The following is a 22,801-nucleotide window of genomic DNA, read 5'->3' on the forward strand; positions in this document are numbered from 1 at the left end:
AAAAAGGCTGGCGTTTCTTATGGTGGTTCGTGGCGCTGCGGGCTGGCGGACCTGTGAAAAAGTTCCATGATAAAGATAGACAAAGGCAGAGTGAGGTCGCGTGAATATTTTATTTGTCAGCCACAGATTTCCTTATCCTCCCACAAGAGGCGACAAGATCCGTTCCTTTAATATGGTCCGCCATCTACATGCACAGGGCCACAAGGTCACGGTGGCGTCTCTGGCGCGTTCGGGGGATGAGGCGCAGGAGGCCAGGGGCATAGAGGCGTATTGTGAAAAATTTATCTGCGTGCGGGTCAGGGAAAGCGTGCAGAAACTGCGCATGGTGGGCTGCCTTGCGGGACGTGTTCCGTCTTCCATGGGGTATTTTTATGCGCCACAGTTGAAGCAGCGGATTGAGCAGGAGCTGGCACAAAAATCCTATGATCTGATTATTGTTTTCAGCTCCTCGGCAGCGCAATATGTGGAAAATGTTCGCCATATCCCCAAAATTCTGGATTTTTGCGATATGGACAGCCAAAAATGGCTGGCTTATGCTAAATTCAAACGGTTTCCGCTTAATCTGGGATATTGGCTGGAAGGCCAGAAACTTCAGGCTGAGGAGAAGAGACTGGCCCGCCGGTTCGATCTGTGTAGCTGTGCAACCGGCTTCGAGGTGGAAACGCTGGAAAATTATGGCACGGGGGTTGCCACGGGTGTTTTCCCCAATGGGGTGGACAGTACGTTTTTCCAGCCTGCCAGTGAAGGCTTCCGCAAGCACCATATCAGTTTTGTCGGCCGCATGGATTATTATCCCAATGAGGCTGCTGTAATCTTTTTTGCCCGTGAGGTCCTGCCGCAATTGCGGGACAGATATCCGGATGTAACTTTTACCATCATTGGTGCAGAACCGCCGCGGGTGGTGCAGGATCTGGCCCAACTGCCCGGCGTGACAGTGACCGGTACGGTGGATGATGTGCGCCGTTATATTCTGGAAAGCGAGGTCATGGTGGCACCGCTGGCTATTGCACGGGGCACACAAAATAAAATTCTTGAGGGCATGGCGTTGGGGGTGCCGGTCATCAGCAGCGCCCTTGCTGCGCGCGGGGTGGATGCCATCCCCGGCGAACACCTTCTGACAGCAACCACTGCGGAAGATTACGTCAAGCAGGTCAGCCGTCTGTTCGACGACCCCGTGGCCCGGGAAAGGATGGCGCTTGCCGGACGCGAGCGGGTGCTCAGCCACCATAACTGGGACCGGGCCATGCGCATGTTCGATGCCCTCATTGATCGTTGCATGACGCAGGGGGCAAAAGCGGCCTGATGAAAGTGAATGCCACAGATGGAAATCGGGCGAATATAACAACAAGGTTCACGGATAATGCACATATTGCACGTATTTGATCATTCCATCCCCTTGCATAGCGGCTATACCTTTCGCAGCTACCAGATTTTGAAAGAGCAACGCAGATTGGGGTATGAGACATTGCAGGTCACCGGTCTGAAGCAGCATAGTGGGGGCCAGCAGGGGGAGGGCTCCAGAGAGAGGGTCGAAGACCTGGAATTTTTCCGCACCACCCGTTACAACGCCGTCCTCAATGGACTGCCGGTACTGGGGCAGATGGAAGTTGTCCGCAGCCTGAAAAAAAGGCTCCTGGAAATCCTTGATCAGAATCCGGTGGATGTCATTCATGCCCATTCGCCGGCCCTGAATGGTCTTGCGGCGCTTGCGGCGGGGCGGGCCAGGGGCATTCCTGTGGTTTATGAAATCCGGGCCTTCTGGGAAGATGCTGCCGTCAGTCACGGCACCTGCCGAGAGGGAGATTTGCGGTATCGTCTGAGTCGCTGGCTGGAAACCCGCGTGGCGCGCCAGGCTGATGCCGTGACCTGTATTTGTAACGGGTTGAAACAGGATCTTGTGGCGCGCGGCATATCTTCGGATAAGATTACAATTATCCCCAATGCCGTGGATATTGCCAGCTTTTCCGGTCCCCGCGCCCCCGATCCGGATTTGCAGGATCGGCTGGGTCTGCGTGATGCCGTGACCCTGGGGTTTATCGGTTCCTTTTACGACTATGAGGGACTGGATATTCTGTTGGACAGCCTGCCGCTGATCTATCAGGAAATCCCGCAGGTGCGTCTGCTGCTGGTGGGCGGCGGGGAGAAAGCCGAAAGCCTCAGGCATCAGGCCCGCACACTGGGCCTGGAAGACCGCGTGATTTTCACCGGGCGGGTGCCCTATGACCAGGTGCAGACTTATTATAATCTGGTGGATATATTTGTGTATCCGCGCAAGAAGATGCGTCTGACCGATCTGGTCACCCCGCTAAAGCCATTGGAAGCCATGGCCCAGCATAAACTGGTGGCCGCTTCGGATATTGGCGGGCATCACGAACTGATTACCGATGGCGTAACGGGCACATTGTTTCGCCCTGACGATCCCCGGGATCTGGCACGGTGTCTGGTGGATTTGCTGCATCGTCGGGATGATTGGCCGGCCATGCAGGCGGCCGGGCGGCGATACGTGGAGCAGGAACGGAATTGGGCACGCAGCGTGGCCAATTATCCCGCAATTTATGCACGGCTCGCTCAGCCAGCAGCGACGTCTAGAGTGAATTGTGCATAGGTTGACTCAGTTCACTCTAGGTCCAGGCCCCAGATCTCCGCATAGGCCTTGTACATCACAGACTGGTCATAGGTCTGGCGCACATGGATTTGGTTGGCGGCCCCTACCTTGTGCCTGATTTTCTGGTTCAGCGCCAGAGCCTCCAAGGCATGCGTAAAACTGTCTTCATCATCCCGGGGAGCAATAAATGGTTTATTGGCGTCCGAAACCATCGGAAGCACATCGCCCACGGCGAGACCGGCTACCGGCAGACCCGCGGCCATGGCCTGATTGACCGCATTAGGCATCTGCTCTGTGTCCGAAGAAATGGCGTAAATGTCAAACCAGCCAAGCGCTTGGGCGGGGGTGTCGATATGGCCGGGTAAGAGAACCGCTGTCTCAAGCCCCAGTTGGGCAATCAGCTGTTCGAGTCTGGCGCGTTCGCCACCCTCGCCCAGAATAACTAGCCGTAGTGGAAGCCGGGGATGTTTTTGTCTTAACGTGTGGAAACAGCGAATCAGGCGGGGCAGATTCTTTTCCGGGCGCAGAGGTGTCATAGTGCCAATGACAATATCCTGCTTCTCTCGGTTCAGGCCGGGAATGATATTGTCTGCCGGCGCTGCACCATATTTGTCGCAATCTACGCCGTTGGGAATGTGATGGATCTTGGCATCGGGGATATGCCATCTCGTGCGGCAGATTTCCACTAGCGTGAAAGACGGCACTACAATGCCCTTGATGCGCCGCAACGCCAGCCGTCGGTACAGGTCCCTTTTGAATAAGGTCTGGCGGGCTTCTTCGGGACCAAAGCCGCTTTCCAGATGATATTGCGGACACAGGTTGAAACAACTGTTGGCCAGGGCCCAGTCCATGGCCCCCCAGTTATAGGTCAGCAGCAAGTCTGGTTGCAGGCGTTTCAACATATCCCGATAGGCCAGGATTTTAAGCGGCAGGCTGCCTTTTGCCCGATGAGGGAGCGACGGCACGTTAAATTCAACGTCCTGACGCAGCCGGGTCCGGCAGTCATATCGGCCGTCCATGGCAATCAGACTGTGACGCGCTCGGTTGCCGAAATGATTGATCAGATAACAGATCCGGATCGGCACACCGCCATGGGCAAAACTGGGGATAATGTGCAGGATGTGTTTTGAACGGGTTTGGTGCATAGGGGAGACTGGCCTGAACGCATAAAGAAGATTTGGTCTTTGTTAGTCTTTTGTTTCCATAAAAACAGTAATACTACTGACTTGGGAATAAAATAACTATAATATCCGTAAATTAATATTAACATATCCGGGATCCTTATCAGGTTGGAATGATCCCGAAGCTTAGGATCCGGGCCTTGCGCAGAACATGCCGGGATCGGGGGCATTAATTGCGAGGGTGGGTAACGTGCCGAGAAGACTTTATTTCTTAGTGACACTGGTGATTTCCGCAACAGTGACGTATTTTGCTGTGCCGTTCCTCCCGTCATGGCTGGCCGTTTTGTCACCGCAAGCCCTGCCCCGGGAGGTGATCCAGACCCTTCAGAACAGTCAAATCGTTGGCTTCGCCGCCTTTGTGTCGCTTTTTTCTCTTGTGATGTATGTACTGGCGTTCCTGCCGCTGGTTTTTCACGCCTGGCTGAATATGTCACGGGCGCGGGCGCGGCTTGCGCAACTGCCGCTGGCGTGTGACAAAATTCATCAGACCAGTAAAAAAGCCTTTCTTAAATGTCTAGAAGGGCTGGATTTCATTTATGAGCTGGCCATCATTTACAGCACCTATCTGGTGCAGCTCCCGGCCCGGGAGGTGTCGCCTGATATCCTGAAGAAAATCAAAACCAACCGGTTGCTGGCCAAAAAGAAAAATGAGGAAAAGGTTCTTGTGGAACCGGTCAGGGCAAAAGCGTCCGCCGCGGTGGTCTTTTCGCCGGATATCCTTGTGGATTATCGGGTGTTTTTGTGGTTTTTTGGCCCTTTGCCCAAGGCGCTGCTGGGGATTGGCAGTGTTTTGCTGGTGGTCAGTCTGATAAGCGTTTCGGTTCTGTCACCGGTACAGTATACAGAGCTTCTGGAGCGTTCGGGTATGATCGGTCTTGTACAGCCGGGACTGATTGCCTTGGGGTATTGTGTGTTTGCTGCTGTTCTGATGGGGATTGTGACGACAATTTCCATTGCCCTGTTGCAACAGTACGCCCGGGAATTGTCACAGATGATTGATCATCTTTTCCATCATGAGGGATGGCAGGAAGAAGTGCAAATAATGGCGGCCAATACCTCGTCCTCAACACTGGCAGGGGATCTTGAAAAAGCCCTGAACCGTCCCATGACAGCGCTCAGCAAAGCGGCCAGGGCGCTTGCGGAGGATCAGAAAGGGAGTGTGGACGAGTTGCTGAAGGAAACTCTGGTATCCTTCCGCAAGGAAATGGACAAAAGCAGTGGAAAACAGATTGCGGCCCTGTCGTCCTCTCTGGACAAAGCCCAGAAAACAGCCGATATCATGCAAAAGACATTTGCCGAGTCGTCAGCAGAGTTTTCCCGTCAACTTGCCACGCAGGCCAAGGCCTTGGCCTCTCAGCTCAAGGAGATGAACAAACAGGTTCAGGAAAGCGAGAAAAAAGCTCAGGAAAGCCTGTTGCACAAGGCTGAAACCCTGATTGAACTGCTGAAAGAGGAAATGGGGGAAAATTACCGCAATTATGGCGAATTTATCGGGGGACATATCGGTCGGATCGAAACGGCCCAGGATAACTTGCTCGGCGCCTTAAAGGACAAGGATTCGATCATTCAGGGGTTGCACAAGACCAGCCGGGATCTGAGCATGATTTCTGAAGCTTCGGGCAAATTGGTCGATAAATTCGGAAAATTATCCCGGGAACTGGACCAGCTTCTGAAACAGGCGAAGACTTTACCCGCTGCGGGTCACGCTGGGGTGGGGGATAATACGGAACTTATCAAGGCGCTGGAAAATCTGAAAGCCCAGACGGACCGCAAAATATCGGCGCTTCCCGATCTTTAGAGTGAATTGTGCATAGGTTGCCCCATTCTGCCGGTCAGGTCTGGTTCAGGAGCCAGGGGGTTGGCGCAGGCCATACTGACGGTACGGCCCAGCCAACCCTCGCAGGAATTGGGCCAGACCGGCCCGGCCCTTCGGGTTGGCGGCTTGGGGCCGCTCACTTTGTCAGACGCCTGGCCCGATGCCCCGCATCGCCCGGCGCCGTCTTCCGCGTGAGGCGGCCGCAATCCGCCAACAGAATTGTATCAACCTCTGCACAATTCACTCTAGAGTGAATTGTGATGACGCCGTTTTCGTTATTACGAGATGCATAAGGAGCTATTCCTTGCCGGTTAGATATTCCACCAGATAATATTGATATCCTTTATGAGGGCCGGAGGCCTGCCAGCGCGGCGGGTAGCCTTTTTCGATGACATAGGCTACGGGCATGTACCCCTTATCGGCACATCTGACTTGGGTATTGGCCCAATCTGTATGCCAGGCAGAAAATTTGGCTTTGCTGGCGTCACTATTATCTACCCATTTGAGTTGTTTGCTGCGGCAGAAATATTGCAAACCGATCCAGGTCGGCCCGGGCAGGCGGAAACGGCTGATAATAAACTGGTGGATTTCCGGACGGTCGATAATGGCAAGTCGGCCTTGTGCACCTTTATAATACAGATCCTGGCTTTCTATCTGGGCCTTCTGCCATTCTCCCCAAGAATATCTGAGTTCAAAATAACTTTTGGTGTCCGGGTTATAGACAGGCCCCTGCATACTGCCGGTATATTGATAGTCTTCATTCACGGGAAGGCGTTGCCCATAGGCTGGCAGAATCAGACTGCATGGTATGAGAACAAGACACAGGGTGCGCATGAAGTTCTTGAACATGTGTCCGTTATTCTTTCCTGATCGGGCCATATATGACATATCCTTATACCTGAGTGTGGTCAAATGATGTACCAGAAATTGATGAACAACTCTTAAAATAAAGCTGGAGAGGGGGCTTGTCTAGGGCCGGGCCTAGTCTTCTGACTCTGAAATTCGTATCATATGTGTAGCAGACTATTTGAATTTCAGAGTCAACAAGAAGACTGGTTAATTATTTGACTCTAGTGTGGTTTCTGAATTTGAAGTTCCTAAGTCGTATGACATAATCAATAACAGGAACTTCAAATTCACCACACTAGGCTGTGTGGAGAGCAAGCGGGGGAAATTTTTCCTTAAGGTCCCGGGGAGTAAGGCCTCCGGCGCGCATCTGGCGAAGGGTCAAGGCTTTGTGGCGTTTGGAAAGACGTTTCCCTTTTTCATCCAGAAGAAGGGGATGATGGGCATACACTGGGGTGGGCAGTCCCAATAAATGCTGTAGCAGCCGGTGCAAATGCGTGGCGTAAAACAAATCCTCCCCACGGATGACATGACTGATTTTTTGCAGTGCGTCGTCGATCACCACGGACAGATGATAGCTGGTGGGAATGTCCTTGCGGGCCAGAACAACATCGCCGAGGGTTTCCGGACGTGCTTTTTGGGGACCTGCCAGAAGATCATGCCAATATAGCGACCGCTCCAGCCGGGCCAGTGCCCGTTGCATGTCCAATCTCAGGGCAAAGGGTTTTTCTTGAGAAAGTCTTGTTTCAATCTCTTGCGGGGATAAATGTCGGCACAGGCCGGGATAGAGCATGCCTTCCAGGCCGTGGGGGGCATAGCCGCTGCGTTCGATTTCCGCCTGGATTTCCCTGCGGGTACAAAAGCAGGGATACAGCAGGTCCTGGGCGCGCAACCGGTCGAGTGCGGCCTGGTAGTCCTCCATATGCCGTGACTGGCGGCGAATGGGGCCGTCCCAGTCAAGCCCCAGCCATTTGAGATCCTCCTGAATGGCCACATCAAACTCCGGCCGACATCGTGTCCGGTCAATGTCTTCCATACGCAGCAGGAATTCTCCCCCGTGGCGACGCGCGAAATCATGGGCGTAGCTGGCAGAACAGGCGTGCCCCAGATGCAGATAGCCGGTCGGGCTCGGGGCAAAACGGGTTCTGATGACAGACAGGGGATATGGTGATGATTGATCCATGAACGGTATTGATGTTATGAAAGATGCCGAAATTGATTTTGTCTCTTATATATATCTTTTCATCATTTGTGGAGTTTCCATGTCAAATTTGCCGAATCTTTCAGGCCCCAGGGTCGAACCGCCACAGGATATCAAACCGGAAAAACTGGTGATTCTGTCCCATGGGTACGGCTCCAACGGATATGACCTCATCAGTCTCGTGCCGCATCTGCAGCGGGTACTGCCACGGGCGGTTTTTCTTTCTCCCAATGCGCCGGAGCCCTGTCCGGGCGCGCCCATGGGCTATCAGTGGTTTCCGCTTTCCACTCTCAGCCACGAAGAAAGACTGAACGGCACCCTGAAGGCCGCGCCTGTCCTGCATCAGTTTATTGATCAGGAACTTGCGCGTTATGGCCTTGAGGATCAGGACCTGATTCTTGTGGGATTTTCCCAGGGCACAATGATGTCTCTCCATGTGGGGCTACGCCGTAAAACCACGATTTGCGGCATTCTCGGCTTTTCCGGTGCCATGACCTTGTCAGAAGGCTGGCAGGAGGAGATAACCAGCAAACCGCCCGTCCTTCTGGTGCATGGGGCGCAGGATGACGTGGTGCCGGTCCAGATGATGTATAACGCCAAAGAGGCCCTTGAATCTGTTGGGGTTCGGGTAGACAGTCATGTGTCGCAGGGCATTGCGCACAGTATCGGCCCCGATGGCCTGCAAAAGGCGATGGAATTTCTGCGCGGGATTGCCGGCTAATCCTTGTTTGCTAAAAGTGTCTTATGGGTGCTGTCAAACAGGCTTCCGTACAGGGCGCAAACGCGGTATAATGGCGCGCGCGTCATAAGGCTGTCATAAAATCAGGTTTATTATGCGCCAGAGACGAGGATTTCATATGCATATGAATGAAATCTGATCGAATCTGTTCAGGAAGGAGATTGACTGTGCCTTTAACAGGCCATGGCCCATCGCCGATCAAACCGGAACATTATCCGGCCCTTGTGCTGAATGCCGATTTTCAGCCGCTGAGTTATTTTCCCTTATCGCTCTGGCCCTGGCAGACCGCCGTCAAGGCGGTCTATTTGGATCGGGTGCAGGTTGTGGATGAATATGAACGGGTGATCCGTTCTCCCTCCAGCGAAATCCGTTTGCCCAGTGTGATTTCGCTTAGGGAATATGTCAGCCCCGGCCAGCATCCGGCGTTCACCCGTTTTAACGTGTTTCTGAGAGACAAGTTCACCTGTCAGTATTGCGGGTATTATGCGGGACAGGGGCGGGACCTGACGTTTGATCATGTTATTCCCCGTCGGGCCGGCGGACGCACCACTTGGGAAAATATCACGACGGCCTGCCCGTCCTGCAACATGAAAAAAGGTGGCAGGACGCCGGAACAGGCTCATATGAGGCTGAGGAGCAGGCCCATAAGGCCCACGGTCTACCACCTGCAGAATAACGGTCGCTGTTTCCCGCCAAACTATCTTCACGAAAGTTGGCGGGATTTTTTATATTGGGACAGCGAACTGGAAAGCTGAAGGGAGGCAGGCTCCGGTGTTGGCGAACGGATAGGGTTTATACCCGCTCGGCAATTTTGATGGCGGTGCGGCACCCAAATTTGATCATGCGCGACAGCAGGCTATATCCCGGCGCCGACCGCGCACCGTGTTCAACGGCTGTATCGTGGTGTTCCCGTTCTTCCTGGCGGAATTTTTCCAGCTCCTGCGCCAGGTCCTTTTCATCTTCGCCCAGTTGTTCAATCTGGTCCGCATAATGTTTGTCGATCACTTCTTCCACGGCTTCGGTGCACGCCATGGCCGCTTTTTCCCCAAGAAGCGCGGTGCCGGCCCCCAGCGCAAATCCCGCCATATGCCATAACGGGGTCAAGGCGGTCGGGCGTACCCCACGCTGGACAATCATGTCATTGAAACGCCGCAGATGGATGTCTTCCTGGTCTTTCATATGACGGATCAGGGCGCTTTTGGGGTGATTGTCGCCAAGCACCGCCAGTTGCCCCTGATAAATACGTACGGCGCCGTATTCTCCGGCATGGTCAACCCGCAGAAAGCGGTCGATGAGCTGTTTTTTCGTCATATCCCCCGGCAACCGGTCTTCCGCAGTCCGGGAAGAGGGGTGTTGGGAGGGGGCGGTTTTTTCAGGCATCTTTGTTTCCTTTGACACTTCCCCATAATAACAGAGCCATACCGAATGAGAGAAGAAAATTATACCCGGCCATGGAAATGCCGAACAGGTGCCAGGGAATGTCGCCACAGCTTATCAGCGGGGCGTTCATCAGGTTATTCAGCAACTGATCTGTAGAGAAACTGCCGATTTCGGACGAAGCAGAACAGGCGCTTGGCCCTTCCCACCATTTGTATTCGACCCCGGCATGGTAGCCGGCAATGCCCGCGCTTCCCAGAAGCGCCAGCGACAACAGACCGCCCCGCAGCTGCGCGCTGACCTGCCAGATTGGCCGGGAAAGCCCCAATAAGACACCAAGGGCAACAACTCCCATATGGGCATATCGCTGGGTCCAGCATAGATCGCAAGGCACATAACCGCCGAGATATTCAAACCCGTACGCGGTGGCCAGCATGGCGACGGAAAACCCCGCTGCTGCAACTTCCGGCGCGCTGCGGACAAATCTGATTATTCCACAAAAAAGTTTTTTCATTGATGGTAATAAATATATCCTGTTATTCCTGTGTGTCGACAGAATAGAGCCCAGGACAAAATGTGCAATAAGAAACGGGACAGGCGAATGGACAATATTGTTGAAAACTGGATGAATGAGTCTTTGCCGCTAAAAGTTTTGCAGGAAGAGCTGCGGCAAAAAACCAGGATCGCCATTCCGGATTTTTTGAAAACCTCCATTGCGGATCGTCTGTATGACTGTCTTGACAGGGAAGTCCCTTGGGAAGCCGCCTTCAGGGAGGGCGAGCAGTCCCGATCCATTCCCCTTGCCGAAATCAAATCCTGGCCGCCGGCGCGACAACAGAAACTGATGACCGACATTATCGGGCAGGCCCGGACTGATTATCAGTTCTTTTACAATCGGTATCCGATAGTCGAGGCGTATATTGCGGGCCGGGATCCGCATCTGATTTTGCATCGTTTTATCGAATTCTGGAATAGTGCCCATATCCTGAATTTCATCCGGGAGCTGACCGGGGATCATGAAATCCGCAAGGGGGAGGCACAGGCCACGGCCTATCTGCCGGGGCATTTTCTGATGTATCACTCGGATAAGGGAGCGGATGTTCAGACGGATGACCGGCGTTATGCCTTTGTCTATAATCTGACCCGGGAGTGGCAATCCCATTGGGGGGGACTGTTGCAATTTGTCCAAGACGGCAGGGTCACGGAAACCTTTGTGCCGGGATACAATACCTTATCCCTGTTCAAGGTGCCCCAGGGCCATCAGGTTTCCTATGTAACCCCCTTTGCCACCCGGCCGCGTTATGGCATTACCGGCTGGTTCCGGGCAGACTAAGACAGGCTGAGGCTGGCTGAATTCAAAGATATTTCAGTGCCACGAAACCGCCAAACAGACAGATAAAAAAGATCAGCGTGAGCAGTCCCAGGCGTTTTTCGATAAACTCGCGGATGGGGGCGCCATACTTCCGCAACAGGGCGGCAATCAGAAAAAAACGCACCCCGCGGGAGAGCACGCTGGCCACTATAAAGGTCGGTAGGGACAGCTGCGTGACGCCACTGGCGATGGTGATCACCTTATAAGGAAACGGGGTGAGACCAAACAACGCCACGATCCAGGCCCCCCATTCATTATATTTGCCCTGGAAGGCCAGGAATTTTTCTTCATACCCGTAAAAATTCACCAGCGGCTGTCCCACCATATCAAACAACGCATAACCGATATAATACCCGAACAATCCGCCAAGCACTGAACTTACTGTACATACCAAGGCGATTTTCCAGGCCCGCGTCGGCGCGGCCAACACCATAGGAATCAACAGGATATCGGGGGGAATCGGGAAAAAACTGCTTTCAATAAAGGAAATCACGGCGAGCGAAAAAAGCGCATGCCGGTGTTCCGCTAATTCCAGGGTTTTGGTGTAAAGTTTGTTCAGCATAGATCTGTTCATCTGTGATGTAGTGAGTTAGCTACTTAGAATGACTTGTGAATAGGTTGGCTCAATTCACTAGTCTTCTGACTCTGAAATTCGTATCATATTTGTAGCAGGCTATTCGAATTTCAGAGTCAACAAGAAGACTAGTTAATTATTTGACTCTAGTGTGGTTTCTGAATTTGAAGTTCCTAAGTCATATGACATAATCAATAACAGGAACTTCAAATTCACCACACTAGGGTCAGGACCCTAAAACAAAATCTTTGCCAAAACATTATTTTTTTGCATTTGTTCGCCGTTTCCTTGTTGACCGTCGCCGTCTCATGAGTAATATGCGGGAAGTTTCTTCGCCTCAGAGCCCCTGTGGTGGAATTGGTAGACACGCTGGATTCAAAATCCAGTGGCTTCACGGCCGTGAGGGTTCGAGTCCCTCTGGGGGCACCACTTTTCCAGTTAGAGTGAATTATTGGCAGAGCCAAAACTGGTGTTGATACAAGCAGATAAAGTTTGGCTGTAACTTCCCGTTTTTTCTTATACTTTTCATGAAATTCTCCTTGAAATATGGGCCGGGCTTGCCCACAATTTGCATCTGCATTTTGGTGTTGTGATTTTTACACATATTGGAGGCGGAAGATGACGGAACAAAAACTTGTGGGGCATACGGTTTTCGGGTCCGGGCCGGAAAAGGTGATCGTGCTGCATGGTTGGTGGGGGGATCATTCTGCCTATGCCAACATTTTTCCTTATCTGGACACGGACACATTTTCTTACGTGTTTATGGATTACCGCGGCTATGGAAAATCCCGTTCCATGACGGGCGAACACAGCATAAAGGAGATTGCTCAGGATGTGCTGGCGCTGGCCGATCATCTGGGGTGGCCGAAATTCCATGTCATGGGGCATTCCATGGGCGGCATGGTGGTGCAGCGGCTGATGGCGGATGCGCCGACGCGGCTCAAAAGCGCCGTGGCGGTCACCCCGGTACCGGCGTGTGGCGCGCCGCTGGATGATGAGGGGAAAGAATTGTTTCACAATGCCGCGTCACAGGATGAAAACCGGCTGGCCATTCTTAACTTTCTGACTTCGGGCAGGCTTTCTGAAAGCTGGTATCGATATATGGTCCGCCGGTCGCGCGAGACCACAACGGAGGCGGCTTTTCATAAATATATGCTGGCTTGGACGGAAACCGATTTTGCGGAAGACGCGCGTGGGGCCGAAGTGCCGCTTCTGTGTCTGGTGGGTGAATATGACCAGGCCATTACCGCCGATGCCATGCGGCAGACCTGTCTGGAATGGTACCCGAAGGCCACGTTGGACGTGATGGCGAACAGCGGTCATTTTCCCATGATGGAAACGCCGGTGCAATTGATCACCATGGCCGAAACCTATATGAAAAAACATTGCTGAACGCTGGGGGCTGAGCCTTAATTTCAATTCGGGACTGTAAAAAACCGGTGAAAGTTTGGTCGTGAGCTTCAGAAGCAGGCATGACCTGACACCAGGATGGCCCGCAGGCAGGGTAACATAGGATGAGCGAACCAGAGATCGCGGACGACGTCAGAAAAACAAAAAAGAAAAAAAAGAAAAAAATGAAAAAGCTGAAACAGATGTTGTTTCAGCATTCGCCCGAACTCGTTCGCGAGGTTCTGCATGCCCTGGAAAGCGGGGATGAAGAGCAGCTGGATTATCTGCTGAGTTCCCTGCATTCGGCGGACCTGGCCGACCTGATTGAACAGCTAGGCAGCACCGACCGCCAGGCGTTGATCGCCTATCTCGGCCGGGATCTGGACCCGGATGTGCTGACGGAACTGGATGAAAGCGCCCGGGATCATGTGATTACCCAAATGGATGACAAGGATGTGGTCGCGGCCATGACGCGCCTGGAATCCGATGACGTCATCCATGTGTTGGAGGACCTTGACGAAGAGGACCGCCAGCGGATTATTGATGCCTTGCCGAAAGATAACCGGCTGGCGGTGGAACAGGGGCTGTCTTATCCCGAAGACAGCGCCGGGCGGCTTCTTCAGCGCAAGCTGATTGCGGTACCGGGCCTATGGTCGGTGGGACAGGTGATCGACTATCTGCGGGAAGAAACGGACCTGCCCGAAGAGTTTTATGAAATTTTCGTCACGGATCCGCTGCATCACCCGATCGGCACCGTGCGGCTCAGTCATCTGTTGAGAACCAAGCGGGATGTGAAGATCAGTGAAATCATGGATCCGGACCCCAAAGTGGTGCCTGTGGACATGGACCAGGAAGAGGTGGCGTTTTTGTTTCGCCAATATGACCTCACGTCCATGGGGGTGGTGGACAAGGCCGGCCGGCTACTGGGGATGATCACCGTGGATGACGTGGTTGACGTGATTGACGAAGAGGTCGAGGAGGACATCCTGCGCATGGCCGGGGTGCAGGATTCGGATATTTCCGAAAGTGTGTTTGAAGCATCCCGAAATCGCATCATCTGGTTGCTGATCAATCTGGGTACTGCGCTTCTGGCCTCTGTGGTGATTGCTCAGTTTGATGCGACCATCGAGCAGATGGTGGCGTTGGCCATTTTGATGCCGATTGTGGCGTCCCTTGGGGGCAATGCGGGTAATCAAACCATGACGGTGGCAGTGCGGTCTCTCGCCACGCGGGAACTCACCTCGTCCAATGCCCGGCGGGTGGTCAGCCGTGAATTGCTTATTGCCCTGCTCAATGGGGCCGCGCTGGCGGTGCTGATTGGTATTCTGGCAGCGTTATGGTTTAACAATCCGGCCCTGGGCGGTGTGATTTCGCTGGCCATGATCGTCAATATGATCTTTGCCGGATTGGCCGGAATTGTGATTCCGATTACCCTGCAACGATTGAAAATCGATCCGGCGCTGGCGAGCACGGTGCTGGTGACGGCGGTGACTGATGTTATCGGGTTTTTCGCGTTTCTGGGCCTTGCCGCCCTGTTATTGCTGTAGCAGGGGGACGGAATGACGGTGCACCTGCTGAAATTATGCGTCGGCGTGGATAGCGTGGAGCATCTTGTGGAATTGCGCCAGGGCCGCCCATTGCACCGGGCAGCGGATGGCACGCCGTGCAACAGTCATGTCACCCGTTTTATGCCGAAACGTGCCGAAGAGCTGCTGGATGGTGGTTCGTTATACTGGGTGATCAAGGGATTTATTCAGGTGCGCCAGAAAATTATCGGGTTTGAGCCGGTGAAAACCGATCAGGGAATTAAATGCCGCATCCTTCTCGATCCGCAATTGGTGCGGACCGAAAGCCAGCCGCGCCGCCCGCATCAGGGCTGGCGGTATCTGGAGCCCAAAGATGCCCCCCGGGATCTGCCGCATGGCGCGCAGGGGGCGGACCTGCCGGCAGAACTGCGTTCTGAGCTTCAGGAGCTGGGGCTGATCTGAGACACTGGCAAAACCGCCGGGGTCTTTGGAGCTGACCTTATCCGTTGAGCAGATCAAGAACCTGGGTATGAAGCCGCGTGTCACCGCAGGCGACGACCTGTCCCCCCTGATCCGCCGGCCCGCCCTCCCAGGTGGTGACGACCCCCCCCGCATTTTCCACAATCGGGATCAACGCCTGAATGTCATAGGCTTCAAGACCGCTTTCGATGACGATGTCGATGAAACCGCAGGCCAACATGGCATAGGCATAACAGTCATACCCGTTGCGCATCATGGTGGCCCGGGCGGCCACCCGCTCGAACGCGGCGCGATCTTCCTCGGTGGCGAAAAGCTGGATCGGATCGGTGGTGGAAATGGTGGCAGCACCAATATCGGGGCAGGCCCGGGTATGGATAGGCGTGCCGTTGAGCATGCTGCCTTCCGGCGTGCCAATAAAACGTTCCTTGAGGTAAGGTTGGTCCAGCATGCCGATCACCGGTTGCTGCCCGTCGTTGAGGGCAATGAGCGTGCCCCAGAGCGGAATGCCGGTGATAAAGGCCCGCGTGCCGTCGATCGGATCAATGATCCAGGACCATCTTTCGACCCAGCCTTCGGCGCCGAAATGTTCGCGGCCGAGTTCTTCCCCCACCAAATCATGTTCTGGGTATCGTTGATGGATCAGGGTCCGGATCACCTGTTCCGCTTCCTTGTCTGCTTCTGTTATTGGATCAAAATCAGTGTTGAGTTTCCGCCCTTTGTTGGCCACATCAAGCGGCTGGCGAAAGGATTTCAGGGTCACTTTTGCCGAGGCTTCGGCGAGCGTATCCAGAAAATTTATATATTCCCTGATTTTGTCGGATGTCAGAGTTTCGGACATGGAACACGTTTCCCTGAATTGTCACGAAGTGTTGCGATGAATGATTTGAATTATCTGATTATTTGAATTATCAGGGCGGAGCCTATATCTATGTTCGGGATAAGTAAAGTTTTGTCAAGTAAAGCCGGAACCGGCGTCATGATCCCTTACGGGACGAGGCGGTGCTTTCTGGAAAACGGTATCACGTATGAAAAGCTGTGATTTTCTCATTATCGGCGGGGGCATTGCCGGGGCGTCGGCGGGGTATTTCCTGAGCCCCCACGGCAAGGTTCTTGTGCTGGAAAAAGAACAGGTGCCCGGGTATCACACCACCGGGCGTTCTGCGGCTTTTTTTGCTGAAACCTATGGTAATGAGGTGGTTCAGAAGCTGACCCGAGCTTCCCGAAGCTTTTTCGAGACCCCCCCGGAAGGATTTTCCGATACACCGCTGCTGTCCGATCGCGGCGCGCTTTATGTAGCGCGGCCGGAACAGGAAGAGGCGCTGATCCGGGACTATAGGTATAAAAAAAAGGTCAGTCCTGATCTGGAGTTTTTGTCCGCAGCGGAAATCGAGGCGATGGTGCCTTGTCTGAAAAAGAACTATGCGGTGAGCGGGTATCGGGAGCCGGGATGCAAGGATATTGATGTGCATGCCCTGCATCAGGGATATCTTAGGGGTCTGAAGAAACAGGGCGGCGAAATATTATGCCAGACCGAAGTCTGCCAGATGGAAAAAACACGTGAGGGAGCCTGGCACGTATTGACGGGGACCCACGAGATAATGAGCCCGGTGGTGATCAATGCGGCCGGGGCTTGGGGAGATGTGGTGGCTCGGCTGGCGGGGGTGCGGCCGGTGAGGCTTCAGCCCAAACGCCGAACGGTGTTGACACTGGCGCTGAACGGGACCCCTTACGAGACCATTGTGCCGGCCGATATGCCCCTGACCCTGGATGCAGAGGATGACTTTTATTTCAAGCCGGAAAGTGGCGGTTTGCTGCTCAGCCCCTGTGACGAAACGGATTGTCCGCCCTGCGACGTGCAGCCGGATGAAATGGATATCGCCTATGCCATGAATCGCCTGGAGCAGGCCACACATATTCGCCTTAGGCATATCGAACGCAAATGGGCGGGATTGCGCACCTTTGCGGCCGACCGGGCGCCGGTGATCGGATATGACCCGACACGGGAAAATTATTTCTGGTGTGTGGGGCAGGGCGGTTTCGGGATACAGACCTCGCCCGCGCTTGGGCGTCTGGTCAGGGATCTGGTGTTGCGCCGCAATGTTGCGGGCCATTTGCAGCTGATGGATCTGAAACTGACGGAACTTACTGTTGAAAGACTGAGAGGTTAACCCTTTTTGCCAATCCGCGGCCGGTCGGCCGAGTGTGGCCCGAAACTTCTTTCAAGGGTTTGCGAGCTGTCTTCAGCAATGGAAATAGCCTCACTCAACAGTCCCAGAATGGTAATATTGTTGTTGAGCACGTGACGCGCTTCGGGCCGGTCGTCATCTGTGATCAGCGTGGCGCGTTTGATAATATCCTTGCGGATGATATGCAGAATATCCTCCAGCTTGTACCCTTCTGGGTTTTCTGCCGTTTTCAGAAAATGCGTCATAACCAGATCCCTCATAGATGATCCCCCTATTTCGGGGACCACTACACTCTACGGGAAAGCCGTTAAGGTTCGGTAAATTCAGGGACAACTTGCTGGAGTGGGGTAAGGGATGTTCCTTTTGCAGAACATCCCCCTGAAATTCCGGAGGCGGCTTCTTAACTGGCTGCTCGGGCGGCTTTTTTGCGCTCATGCGGGTCAAGATATCGTTTGCGCAGTCGGATATTGTTTGGGGTCACCTCCACCAGTTCATCATCATTGATATAGGCGATGGCTTCTTCCAGCGTGAGTTTGCGCGGCGGTGTGAGCTTGATGGCGTCATCCTTGCCGGCCGCGCGAATGTTGGTGAGTTGCTTTCCTTTGATGGGATTGACTTCCAGATCATTATCCCGGCTGTGTTCCCCGATGATCATCCCTTCATACAGTTCTTCCTGTGGATGAACCATGATGATGCCGCGCTCCTCAAGGTTAAACAGGGCATAGGCCACCGCCTTCCCGGCGCTGTTGGAGATGAGGACACCTTGGCGCCGTCCGGGGATACTGCCTTTATAGGGGCCGTAGCTGTGGAAAACCCGGTTCATTATGCCGGTGCCGCGGGTATCAGTGAGAAACTCTCCATGATAGCCGATCAGGCCGCGCGAGGGGGCGAGGAAGGTGATCCGGGTTTTGCCGCTGCCGGAGGGGCGCATATCGGTCATTTCCGCCTTGCGCAGGCTCATTTTTTCCACCACAACACCGGAATAGTCATCATCCACATCCACGACCACTTCTTCATAGGGTTCCAGACGCTGGCCGGTTTCGGGGTCCGTTTTGTAGAGCACCTGCGGACGGGAAATGCTGAGTTCAAATCCCTCGCGGCGCATAGTCTCGATCAGCACGCCAAGCTGTAATTCGCCGCGCCCGGCAACTTCAAAGCTGTCCTTGTCTTCACTTTCGATAACCCGGATCGCCACATTGCCTTCTGCTTCACGCAACAGGCGGTCGCGGATCAGGCGGCTGGTGACTTTTTTGCCATCGCGCCCGGCCAGCGGACTATCATTGACCGAGAAACGCATGCTCAGCGTTGGCGGGTCAATGGGCTGGGCCTTAAGTGGTTCGCTGACCTCGGGGGCACAGATGGTATCCGCGACGGTGCCTATGGACAGGCCGGCCAAGGCAATGATGTCGCCGGCTCTGGCTTCTTCCACCGGCACGCGTTCCAATCCGTGAAAGGACATCAGCTTACTGGCGCGGCCCTGTTCAATGACCTCACCTTTGGCGTTCAGAACCTTGATGGGGTCATTGACTTTAATGGTGCCGCTCTGCACCCGACCGGTCAGCACCCGTCCCATGAAATTATCCCGGTCGAGCATGGTGGCCAGCATGGTAAAGGGTTTGCGAATATTTTCTTCGCTGGCGACGGCCGGCACATCGAAATGCTCCAGAATGGTTTCAAACAGGGCATCGAGATTTTCGCGGGGGCCATCCAGATCCCGGTCCGCCCAGCCAGCGCGGCCGGAGGCGAACAGGGTTGGAAAGTCCAGTTGTTCCTCATTGGCGTCAAGCGCCACAAACAGGTCAAATACCTCGTCATGGACGTCATCCGGGCGGCCGTCGGGTTTATCCACCTTGTTGATCACCACGATGGGTTTCAGGCCCAGCGCCAGTGCCTTTGAAGTGACGAACTTGGTCTGCGGCATAGGGCCTTCTGCGGCATCCACCAGCAGGATCACCCCGTCCACCATGCTCAGGATCCGTTCCACCTCGCCCCCGAAATCGGCGTGGCCTGGCGTATCGACAATATTGATGCGGGTACCTTTCCAGTCCACGGCTGTACATTTGGCCAGGATGGTAATGCCGCGCTCTTTTTCCAGGTCGTTACTGTCCATGGCGCGTTCCTCAACGCGCTGGTTGTCCCGGAACATACCGCTTTGACGGAACATACTATCCACAAGAGTAGTTTTGCCATGATCAACATGGGCGATGATGGCGATATTGCGTAAAGACATATTTTCACTCGTCACATTTGAAACTATTGATCTGCCTTAAAAACTGTTGATCAATAGGCTGTCAGGGCCTATTTATATCGCAGTGCAAAACGGCATAAAATTCGGCGCAGTATAGTCATCTTTGTCTGTTTGTCCACGTGAATCTCCGGGAATAGGGGAGGATGAATTTCACAAGCGGATGGCGGAAGAGGCAAAGGGGCGGCCAGTATGGGACCATAAATTCAGCGTCCCATAAATTCTGCACCGCATAAATTCTGCACCCAAGGAAAAGGAAAGCTGCCATGAAAGCCATGATTGTTCGGGAATGTGGACCTCTGGAAAACCTGAAGCTGGAAGAGGTTCCCGATCCGCTTGCAGAGCCCGGGAAAGTTGTGATTGACATCAAGGCCTGCGGTGTCAACTTTGCTGACAGCCTGATGGTGGGCGGGACCTATCAGGTCAAGCCACCCTTGCCCTTTAGCCCCGGCCTGGAGGTGGCGGGATACATTGCGGAGGTTGGCCCCGGCGTCGAAGGCTGGCAGGTGGGGGACAGGGTCCAGGCCCTGACCAACTGGGGCGGATTTGCGGAAAAGGTGGCTGTGCCCGCCGAGGTGCTGATCCGGATCCCGGAAAACATGTCTTTTGAAGATGCAGCGAGTTTTGTGGTGGCCTATGGGACAAGTCATGTGGCGCTGGATTACCGGGCGCGGTTAAAGGCCGGAGAATGGCTGGTGGTAACCGGTGCTGGCGGCGGCGTGGGGTTAACAGCCGTGGAAATCGGCCATTTGATGGGCGCGAGGGTGATAGCACTTGCCGGGGATGATGAAAAACTGGCCGTCGCCCGGTCCAAGGGAGCAGAATTCACGGTCAATTACAAACATGAAGATGTTCGTGATCGTGTTAAGGAAATCACGGAAGGCGCTGGCGCCAATGTGGTGTATGATGCGGTGGGCGGGGATATTTTCCGGGCCTGTTTTCGGGCCATGGCGCCTGAGGGCCGCATGATGATCATTGGTTTTGCCAGCGGCGATGTGCCGCAGGTGCCTGCCAATCATCTTCTGGTGAAAAATATTGAACTGATCGGGTTTTACTGGGGCGCTTATAAGGAATTCAAACACCAGGTTCTGCTGGACAGCGCCACCGACCTGTTCCGTTGGTATGCCGAGGGGAAAATCAAACCGCATATTAGCAAGACCTTTCCGTTGGAGCAAGCCGTGGAGGCGATCCGCAGCCTCAAGGAACGGAAGTCTTCAGGTAAGGTGGTTGTCACCATGTAAAATGAGAGGGGCCAGAGGCCGCTCCGGAAGTCAAAGAACCTGCGCGCGCAGTAGCCGACAGGCTCTTGCCCCTTCCGCGGCGGCAGGGCCCCAGTGTTGATTGCCCCGCAATTCCGAATGCCCGATGGCGATTCGTCCGTGACGTTTTCGGATAATGTCGGGCGGGGCAGGCATGTCGTCACGCCCGGTATAAAATCCCGGTTCGGGAAGAACATAGGCATGTCCCCACCGGTTCAGGATGATGCCGGCGATGTCTCGCTGGTCATCAAAACCATGCGCGGCAAAAAGTTTTGTCATCAGCCGGCGTATTTTTTTCTCATATGTGGAAAAACTGGTGGATAAGAGCTCTGTGCGTCCCATCAGGCTTTGTTCCCGGGCCGAATGGCCGGGGTAATAGAACGGGATGTAAAAGGACAACACAGCCGGCGTGTCCGGTCGGAACGGTGGACGATAATCGCCCACATACATGGGGCGTTTCACAAGGGCGGCGAAGCCAAGATCACCGGTCCAGCGAAACCCCGAAATACCGAGTTTTTCAAGGAATTGCCAATGACGGACGGCCACATTCGCCACCAGCATAGGGGTATGGATAAAATGGGAATAAGCCGCGTGATGGGACGCAGGCAGGTCCTTGATGATGTATTTGTTGATCCAGCCCCCCGTGGCCATCACCACGGCACGGGCCCGGATTTTGAACAGGCGGCGGTCCTTGACATAGGTGATGGTGACATATTCCGCGTTCTCGGGGGCGCCTTCGTGCTGGACATTGGTGACGGTCGCTGACAGCCGCAGGCGTACTGGATTGTCTTTTTTATCCAGTTCCGAAAAACGGACCGAAGCCGTGATAATTTCTTCAAAAGAATCGCCGCCGGATAAGGCGTTGGGCAAAATTGCTTTCATGAAGCAGCGGGCAAAACCGTCATTGCCACCTGGAAAGGAATGCCGTTCCCCCAACGCAAAACCGTCTTCATAGAATGTATTGACCCCGGGCATGCCGATGGCATAGGCGGAATAGGCCGACAAAACATCCGAACCGCCGCCTGCGGCACTGGCCAAAATGGGATCCGCAAACTGCAACACGCCGGCATCAAGCCCCATAACATCTACAACAAATTGCCGGTAGGTCATGCTGTCCAGCCATTGCGCCAGATTTGCCGGGGCCTGGGGGCGTGTGGTCCAGTTTCGCCACCGCAGCGCCGCCTCACGCAGCTTTTGCGGCAGCGGTGTGTCCTCAAGATTGTTCTGCCAGGGATTTTTTACCCACACAGCTGCGCTATCATGGGGTGTTTGATCAAAAAAATATCCAATATCAATGTCATTTTCCAACCAGTACAGGAATCCGTAATCATCCTGGCCGAAGCGAATATCCTGTATGGACCGCGAAGCGGGGGGATAGTGGAAGGCGCGCGGAATATTCAGTTTGGCATAATAATACGCGTCGCCGGCTGCAAAGCTTTTTTCAGCTCGTTCAGGTATGGAAAACCCGTTTGCCCCTTGCGGCGCAATCAGGCGGACCCCATCGACCAGAAATTCGTTCCTTTTTGACTCTCCGCCAAATACGGGATGGTTTTCCAGGAGAAGCGCCTTTTCACCGCTTTTCCGGTTTTCGACAAACTCCAGCGCGGCGCCCAGACCGGCCATGCCGCCCCCCACAATAACAAGATCATAGATCTCGCCGGTGTCTATGGCGTGGCGCTCCAGTTCCGCCCGACCGTCACGAATGCTGTGGGCGCGAAAGACGACTTCCGGCGTATTGCCGTGAGAGTGCCGATAATCGCCGACTCCGCCATATCCGTACCACTCATCCCCAAGGTCACTGGCCGGGAGAAGGTCTTCGCTGGCCTGTGCGCCTTGCAGCAGGTCTAGTGGTGAGATGTCTGCACAAAGTACCGTTCCCATGCCAAGAAGTGAGGCGTTTAAAAAGTCGCGGCGGGTGATCATGGGGCTGTCCTTTTGATGGTCTGGTTGTCCATAAAAAGCCAGATAAGGTCTGGACGTGATCTTCCGGCTTGAGACCCATTAT

The 22,801-nt window shown here is 54.2% G+C and carries 22 protein-coding genes and 1 tRNA gene; 13 read left to right on the forward strand and 10 right to left on the reverse strand.

The window, feature by feature from the left end; translation table 11 throughout:
• Nucleotides 1-100: 100 nt before the first annotated feature.
• The gene (locus FE788_RS05195) at nt 101-1,303 is read left to right on the forward strand and encodes a TIGR03087 family PEP-CTERM/XrtA system glycosyltransferase (RefSeq protein WP_138379645.1); all 1,203 of its coding nucleotides are present in this window, start codon (nt 101-103) and stop codon (nt 1,301-1,303) included.
• 57 nt (nt 1,304-1,360) lie between these two features.
• The gene (locus FE788_RS05200; protein WP_138379646.1) at nt 1,361-2,605 is read left to right on the forward strand and encodes a TIGR04063 family PEP-CTERM/XrtA system glycosyltransferase; all 1,245 of its coding nucleotides are present in this window, start codon (nt 1,361-1,363) and stop codon (nt 2,603-2,605) included.
• A gap of 11 nt (nt 2,606-2,616) precedes the next feature.
• On the opposite strand, the gene FE788_RS05205 is transcribed toward FE788_RS05200, so the two are convergent.
• Nucleotides 2,617-3,750, reverse strand: coding sequence for a glycosyltransferase family 4 protein (locus FE788_RS05205; RefSeq protein WP_138379647.1), 1,134 nt, complete (start codon nt 3,748-3,750; stop codon nt 2,617-2,619).
• 226 nt (nt 3,751-3,976) lie between these two features.
• On the opposite strand from FE788_RS05205, the gene FE788_RS05210 reads away from it, so the two are divergent.
• Nucleotides 3,977-5,584 (forward strand): hypothetical protein, encoded by a 1,608-nt coding sequence (locus tag FE788_RS05210; RefSeq protein WP_138379648.1) that lies wholly within the window; start codon nt 3,977-3,979, stop codon nt 5,582-5,584.
• A gap of 60 nt (nt 5,585-5,644) precedes the next feature.
• Nucleotides 5,645-5,797 (forward strand): hypothetical protein, encoded by a 153-nt coding sequence (locus FE788_RS14035; RefSeq protein ID WP_168190279.1) that lies wholly within the window; start codon nt 5,645-5,647, stop codon nt 5,795-5,797.
• A gap of 102 nt (nt 5,798-5,899) precedes the next feature.
• Here the strand turns inward: FE788_RS14035 and FE788_RS05215 are convergent, their stop codons facing one another.
• On the reverse strand, nt 5,900-6,481 hold the full coding sequence (locus FE788_RS05215) for a C-type lectin domain-containing protein (protein ID WP_168190280.1): 582 nt from the start codon (nt 6,479-6,481) through the stop codon (nt 5,900-5,902).
• Nucleotides 6,482-6,746: 265 nt separating this feature from the next.
• Nucleotides 6,747-7,631, reverse strand: a complete 885-nt coding sequence (gene gluQRS / locus FE788_RS05220; RefSeq protein WP_138379650.1) for a tRNA glutamyl-Q(34) synthetase GluQRS — start codon at nt 7,629-7,631, stop codon at nt 6,747-6,749.
• A 79-nt stretch (nt 7,632-7,710) separates the two neighbouring features.
• On the opposite strand from gluQRS, the gene FE788_RS05225 reads away from it, so the two are divergent.
• On the forward strand, nt 7,711-8,370 hold the full coding sequence (locus tag FE788_RS05225) for an alpha/beta hydrolase (protein ID WP_138379651.1): 660 nt from the start codon (nt 7,711-7,713) through the stop codon (nt 8,368-8,370).
• Between the two features lie 185 nt (nt 8,371-8,555).
• Nucleotides 8,556-9,143 (forward strand): HNH endonuclease, encoded by a 588-nt coding sequence (locus FE788_RS05230; RefSeq protein ID WP_246057978.1) that lies wholly within the window; start codon nt 8,556-8,558, stop codon nt 9,141-9,143.
• Between the two features lie 37 nt (nt 9,144-9,180).
• Here FE788_RS05230 and FE788_RS05235 read toward each other — a convergent pair whose 3' ends face one another.
• A complete protein-coding gene (locus tag FE788_RS05235; RefSeq protein ID WP_210414147.1) occupies nt 9,181-9,768 on the reverse strand; it encodes a demethoxyubiquinone hydroxylase family protein in 588 nt (195 codons plus the stop codon).
• A complete protein-coding gene (locus FE788_RS05240) occupies nt 9,761-10,279 on the reverse strand; it encodes a disulfide bond formation protein B (protein ID WP_138379653.1) in 519 nt (172 codons plus the stop codon). The genes FE788_RS05235 and FE788_RS05240 overlap by 8 nt, the downstream gene beginning before the upstream one ends.
• A gap of 87 nt (nt 10,280-10,366) precedes the next feature.
• Here FE788_RS05240 and FE788_RS05245 point away from each other — a divergent pair, with 87 nt between their 5' ends.
• Complete coding sequence (locus FE788_RS05245; protein WP_168190281.1) at nt 10,367-11,098, forward strand: 2OG-Fe(II) oxygenase; 732 nt, start codon at nt 10,367-10,369, stop codon at nt 11,096-11,098.
• Between the two features lie 22 nt (nt 11,099-11,120).
• On the opposite strand, the gene FE788_RS05250 is transcribed toward FE788_RS05245, so the two are convergent.
• Complete coding sequence (locus tag FE788_RS05250; RefSeq protein ID WP_138379655.1) at nt 11,121-11,699, reverse strand: YqaA family protein; 579 nt, start codon at nt 11,697-11,699, stop codon at nt 11,121-11,123.
• 354 nt (nt 11,700-12,053) lie between these two features.
• Between FE788_RS05250 and FE788_RS05255 the strand changes: the two genes are divergently transcribed.
• The 4 genes from FE788_RS05255 to FE788_RS05270 all read left to right on the forward strand — a co-directional run bounded on the left by FE788_RS05255 (nt 12,054) and on the right by FE788_RS05270 (nt 15,088).
• Nucleotides 12,054-12,140, forward strand: a tRNA-Leu gene (locus FE788_RS05255).
• 189 nt (nt 12,141-12,329) lie between these two features.
• Entirely contained in the window at nt 12,330-13,103 is a 774-nt protein-coding gene (locus FE788_RS05260; protein ID WP_138379656.1) for an alpha/beta fold hydrolase, read from the forward strand.
• A gap of 122 nt (nt 13,104-13,225) precedes the next feature.
• The gene (gene mgtE, locus FE788_RS05265; protein ID WP_210414149.1) at nt 13,226-14,647 is read left to right on the forward strand and encodes a magnesium transporter; all 1,422 of its coding nucleotides are present in this window, start codon (nt 13,226-13,228) and stop codon (nt 14,645-14,647) included.
• Nucleotides 14,648-14,659: 12 nt separating this feature from the next.
• Nucleotides 14,660-15,088 carry a DUF1489 family protein gene (locus FE788_RS05270; RefSeq protein WP_138379657.1) on the forward strand — a complete coding sequence of 143 codons (429 nt, stop codon included), beginning with the start codon at nt 14,660-14,662 and terminating at the stop codon, nt 15,086-15,088.
• 37 nt (nt 15,089-15,125) lie between these two features.
• Here FE788_RS05270 and hisN read toward each other — a convergent pair whose 3' ends face one another.
• Nucleotides 15,126-15,944 (reverse strand): histidinol-phosphatase, encoded by an 819-nt coding sequence (hisN, locus tag FE788_RS05275; protein WP_138379658.1) that lies wholly within the window; start codon nt 15,942-15,944, stop codon nt 15,126-15,128.
• Between the two features lie 187 nt (nt 15,945-16,131).
• Here hisN and FE788_RS05280 point away from each other — a divergent pair, with 187 nt between their 5' ends.
• A complete protein-coding gene (locus FE788_RS05280) occupies nt 16,132-17,274 on the forward strand; it encodes an NAD(P)/FAD-dependent oxidoreductase (RefSeq protein WP_138379659.1) in 1,143 nt (380 codons plus the stop codon).
• On the opposite strand, the gene FE788_RS05285 is transcribed toward FE788_RS05280, so the two are convergent.
• Together FE788_RS05285 and typA are read right to left on the reverse strand one after the other, a co-directional pair.
• The gene (locus tag FE788_RS05285) at nt 17,271-17,537 is read right to left on the reverse strand and encodes a histidine kinase (protein ID WP_138379660.1); all 267 of its coding nucleotides are present in this window, start codon (nt 17,535-17,537) and stop codon (nt 17,271-17,273) included. The genes FE788_RS05280 and FE788_RS05285 overlap by 4 nt on opposite strands.
• Nucleotides 17,538-17,692: 155 nt before the next feature.
• Nucleotides 17,693-19,522, reverse strand: coding sequence for a translational GTPase TypA (typA, locus tag FE788_RS05290; RefSeq protein WP_138379661.1), 1,830 nt, complete (start codon nt 19,520-19,522; stop codon nt 17,693-17,695).
• 281 nt (nt 19,523-19,803) lie between these two features.
• Between typA and FE788_RS05295 the strand changes: the two genes are divergently transcribed.
• Nucleotides 19,804-20,778 carry an NADPH:quinone oxidoreductase family protein gene (locus FE788_RS05295; RefSeq protein WP_138379662.1) on the forward strand — a complete coding sequence of 325 codons (975 nt, stop codon included), beginning with the start codon at nt 19,804-19,806 and terminating at the stop codon, nt 20,776-20,778.
• A 30-nt stretch (nt 20,779-20,808) separates the two neighbouring features.
• Here FE788_RS05295 and FE788_RS05300 read toward each other — a convergent pair whose 3' ends face one another.
• Nucleotides 20,809-22,719, reverse strand: a complete 1,911-nt coding sequence (locus FE788_RS05300) for an NAD(P)-binding protein (protein ID WP_138379663.1) — start codon at nt 22,717-22,719, stop codon at nt 20,809-20,811.
• Between the last annotated feature and the right edge of the window lie 82 nt (nt 22,720-22,801).

This window comes from Luteithermobacter gelatinilyticus (assembly GCF_005849285.1).
GTDB classification, from domain to species: domain Bacteria; phylum Pseudomonadota; class Alphaproteobacteria; order Sphingomonadales; family Emcibacteraceae; genus Luteithermobacter; species Luteithermobacter gelatinilyticus.

Bases quoted from the DNA above. Each gene is read 5' to 3' on its own strand.
- FE788_RS05200 (WP_138379646.1), top strand. From the start codon at position 1,361: ATGCACATATTGCACGTATTTGATCATTCCATCCCCTTGCATAGCGGC.
- FE788_RS05205 (WP_138379647.1), bottom strand. From the start codon at position 3,750: ATGCACCAAACCCGTTCAAAACACATCCTGCACATTATCCCCAGTTTT.
- FE788_RS05215 (WP_168190280.1), bottom strand. From the start codon at position 6,481: ATGGCCCGATCAGGAAAGAATAACGGACACATGTTCAAGAACTTCATG.
- gluQRS (WP_138379650.1), bottom strand. From the start codon at position 7,631: ATGGATCAATCATCACCATATCCCCTGTCTGTCATCAGAACCCGTTTT.
- FE788_RS05225 (WP_138379651.1), top strand. From the start codon at position 7,711: ATGTCAAATTTGCCGAATCTTTCAGGCCCCAGGGTCGAACCGCCACAG.
- FE788_RS05235 (WP_210414147.1), bottom strand. From the start codon at position 9,768: ATGCCTGAAAAAACCGCCCCCTCCCAACACCCCTCTTCCCGGACTGCG.
- FE788_RS05240 (WP_138379653.1), bottom strand. From the start codon at position 10,279: ATGAAAAAACTTTTTTGTGGAATAATCAGATTTGTCCGCAGCGCGCCG.
- FE788_RS05245 (WP_168190281.1), top strand. From the start codon at position 10,367: ATGGACAATATTGTTGAAAACTGGATGAATGAGTCTTTGCCGCTAAAA.
- FE788_RS05250 (WP_138379655.1), bottom strand. From the start codon at position 11,699: ATGCTGAACAAACTTTACACCAAAACCCTGGAATTAGCGGAACACCGG.
- FE788_RS05260 (WP_138379656.1), top strand. From the start codon at position 12,330: ATGACGGAACAAAAACTTGTGGGGCATACGGTTTTCGGGTCCGGGCCG.
- mgtE (WP_210414149.1), top strand. From the start codon at position 13,226: ATGAGCGAACCAGAGATCGCGGACGACGTCAGAAAAACAAAAAAGAAA.
- FE788_RS05270 (WP_138379657.1), top strand. From the start codon at position 14,660: ATGACGGTGCACCTGCTGAAATTATGCGTCGGCGTGGATAGCGTGGAG.
- hisN (WP_138379658.1), bottom strand. From the start codon at position 15,944: ATGTCCGAAACTCTGACATCCGACAAAATCAGGGAATATATAAATTTT.
- FE788_RS05280 (WP_138379659.1), top strand. From the start codon at position 16,132: ATGAAAAGCTGTGATTTTCTCATTATCGGCGGGGGCATTGCCGGGGCG.
- FE788_RS05285 (WP_138379660.1), bottom strand. From the start codon at position 17,537: ATGACGCATTTTCTGAAAACGGCAGAAAACCCAGAAGGGTACAAGCTG.
- typA (WP_138379661.1), bottom strand. From the start codon at position 19,522: ATGTCTTTACGCAATATCGCCATCATCGCCCATGTTGATCATGGCAAA.
- FE788_RS05295 (WP_138379662.1), top strand. From the start codon at position 19,804: ATGAAAGCCATGATTGTTCGGGAATGTGGACCTCTGGAAAACCTGAAG.
- FE788_RS05300 (WP_138379663.1), bottom strand. From the start codon at position 22,719: ATGATCACCCGCCGCGACTTTTTAAACGCCTCACTTCTTGGCATGGGA.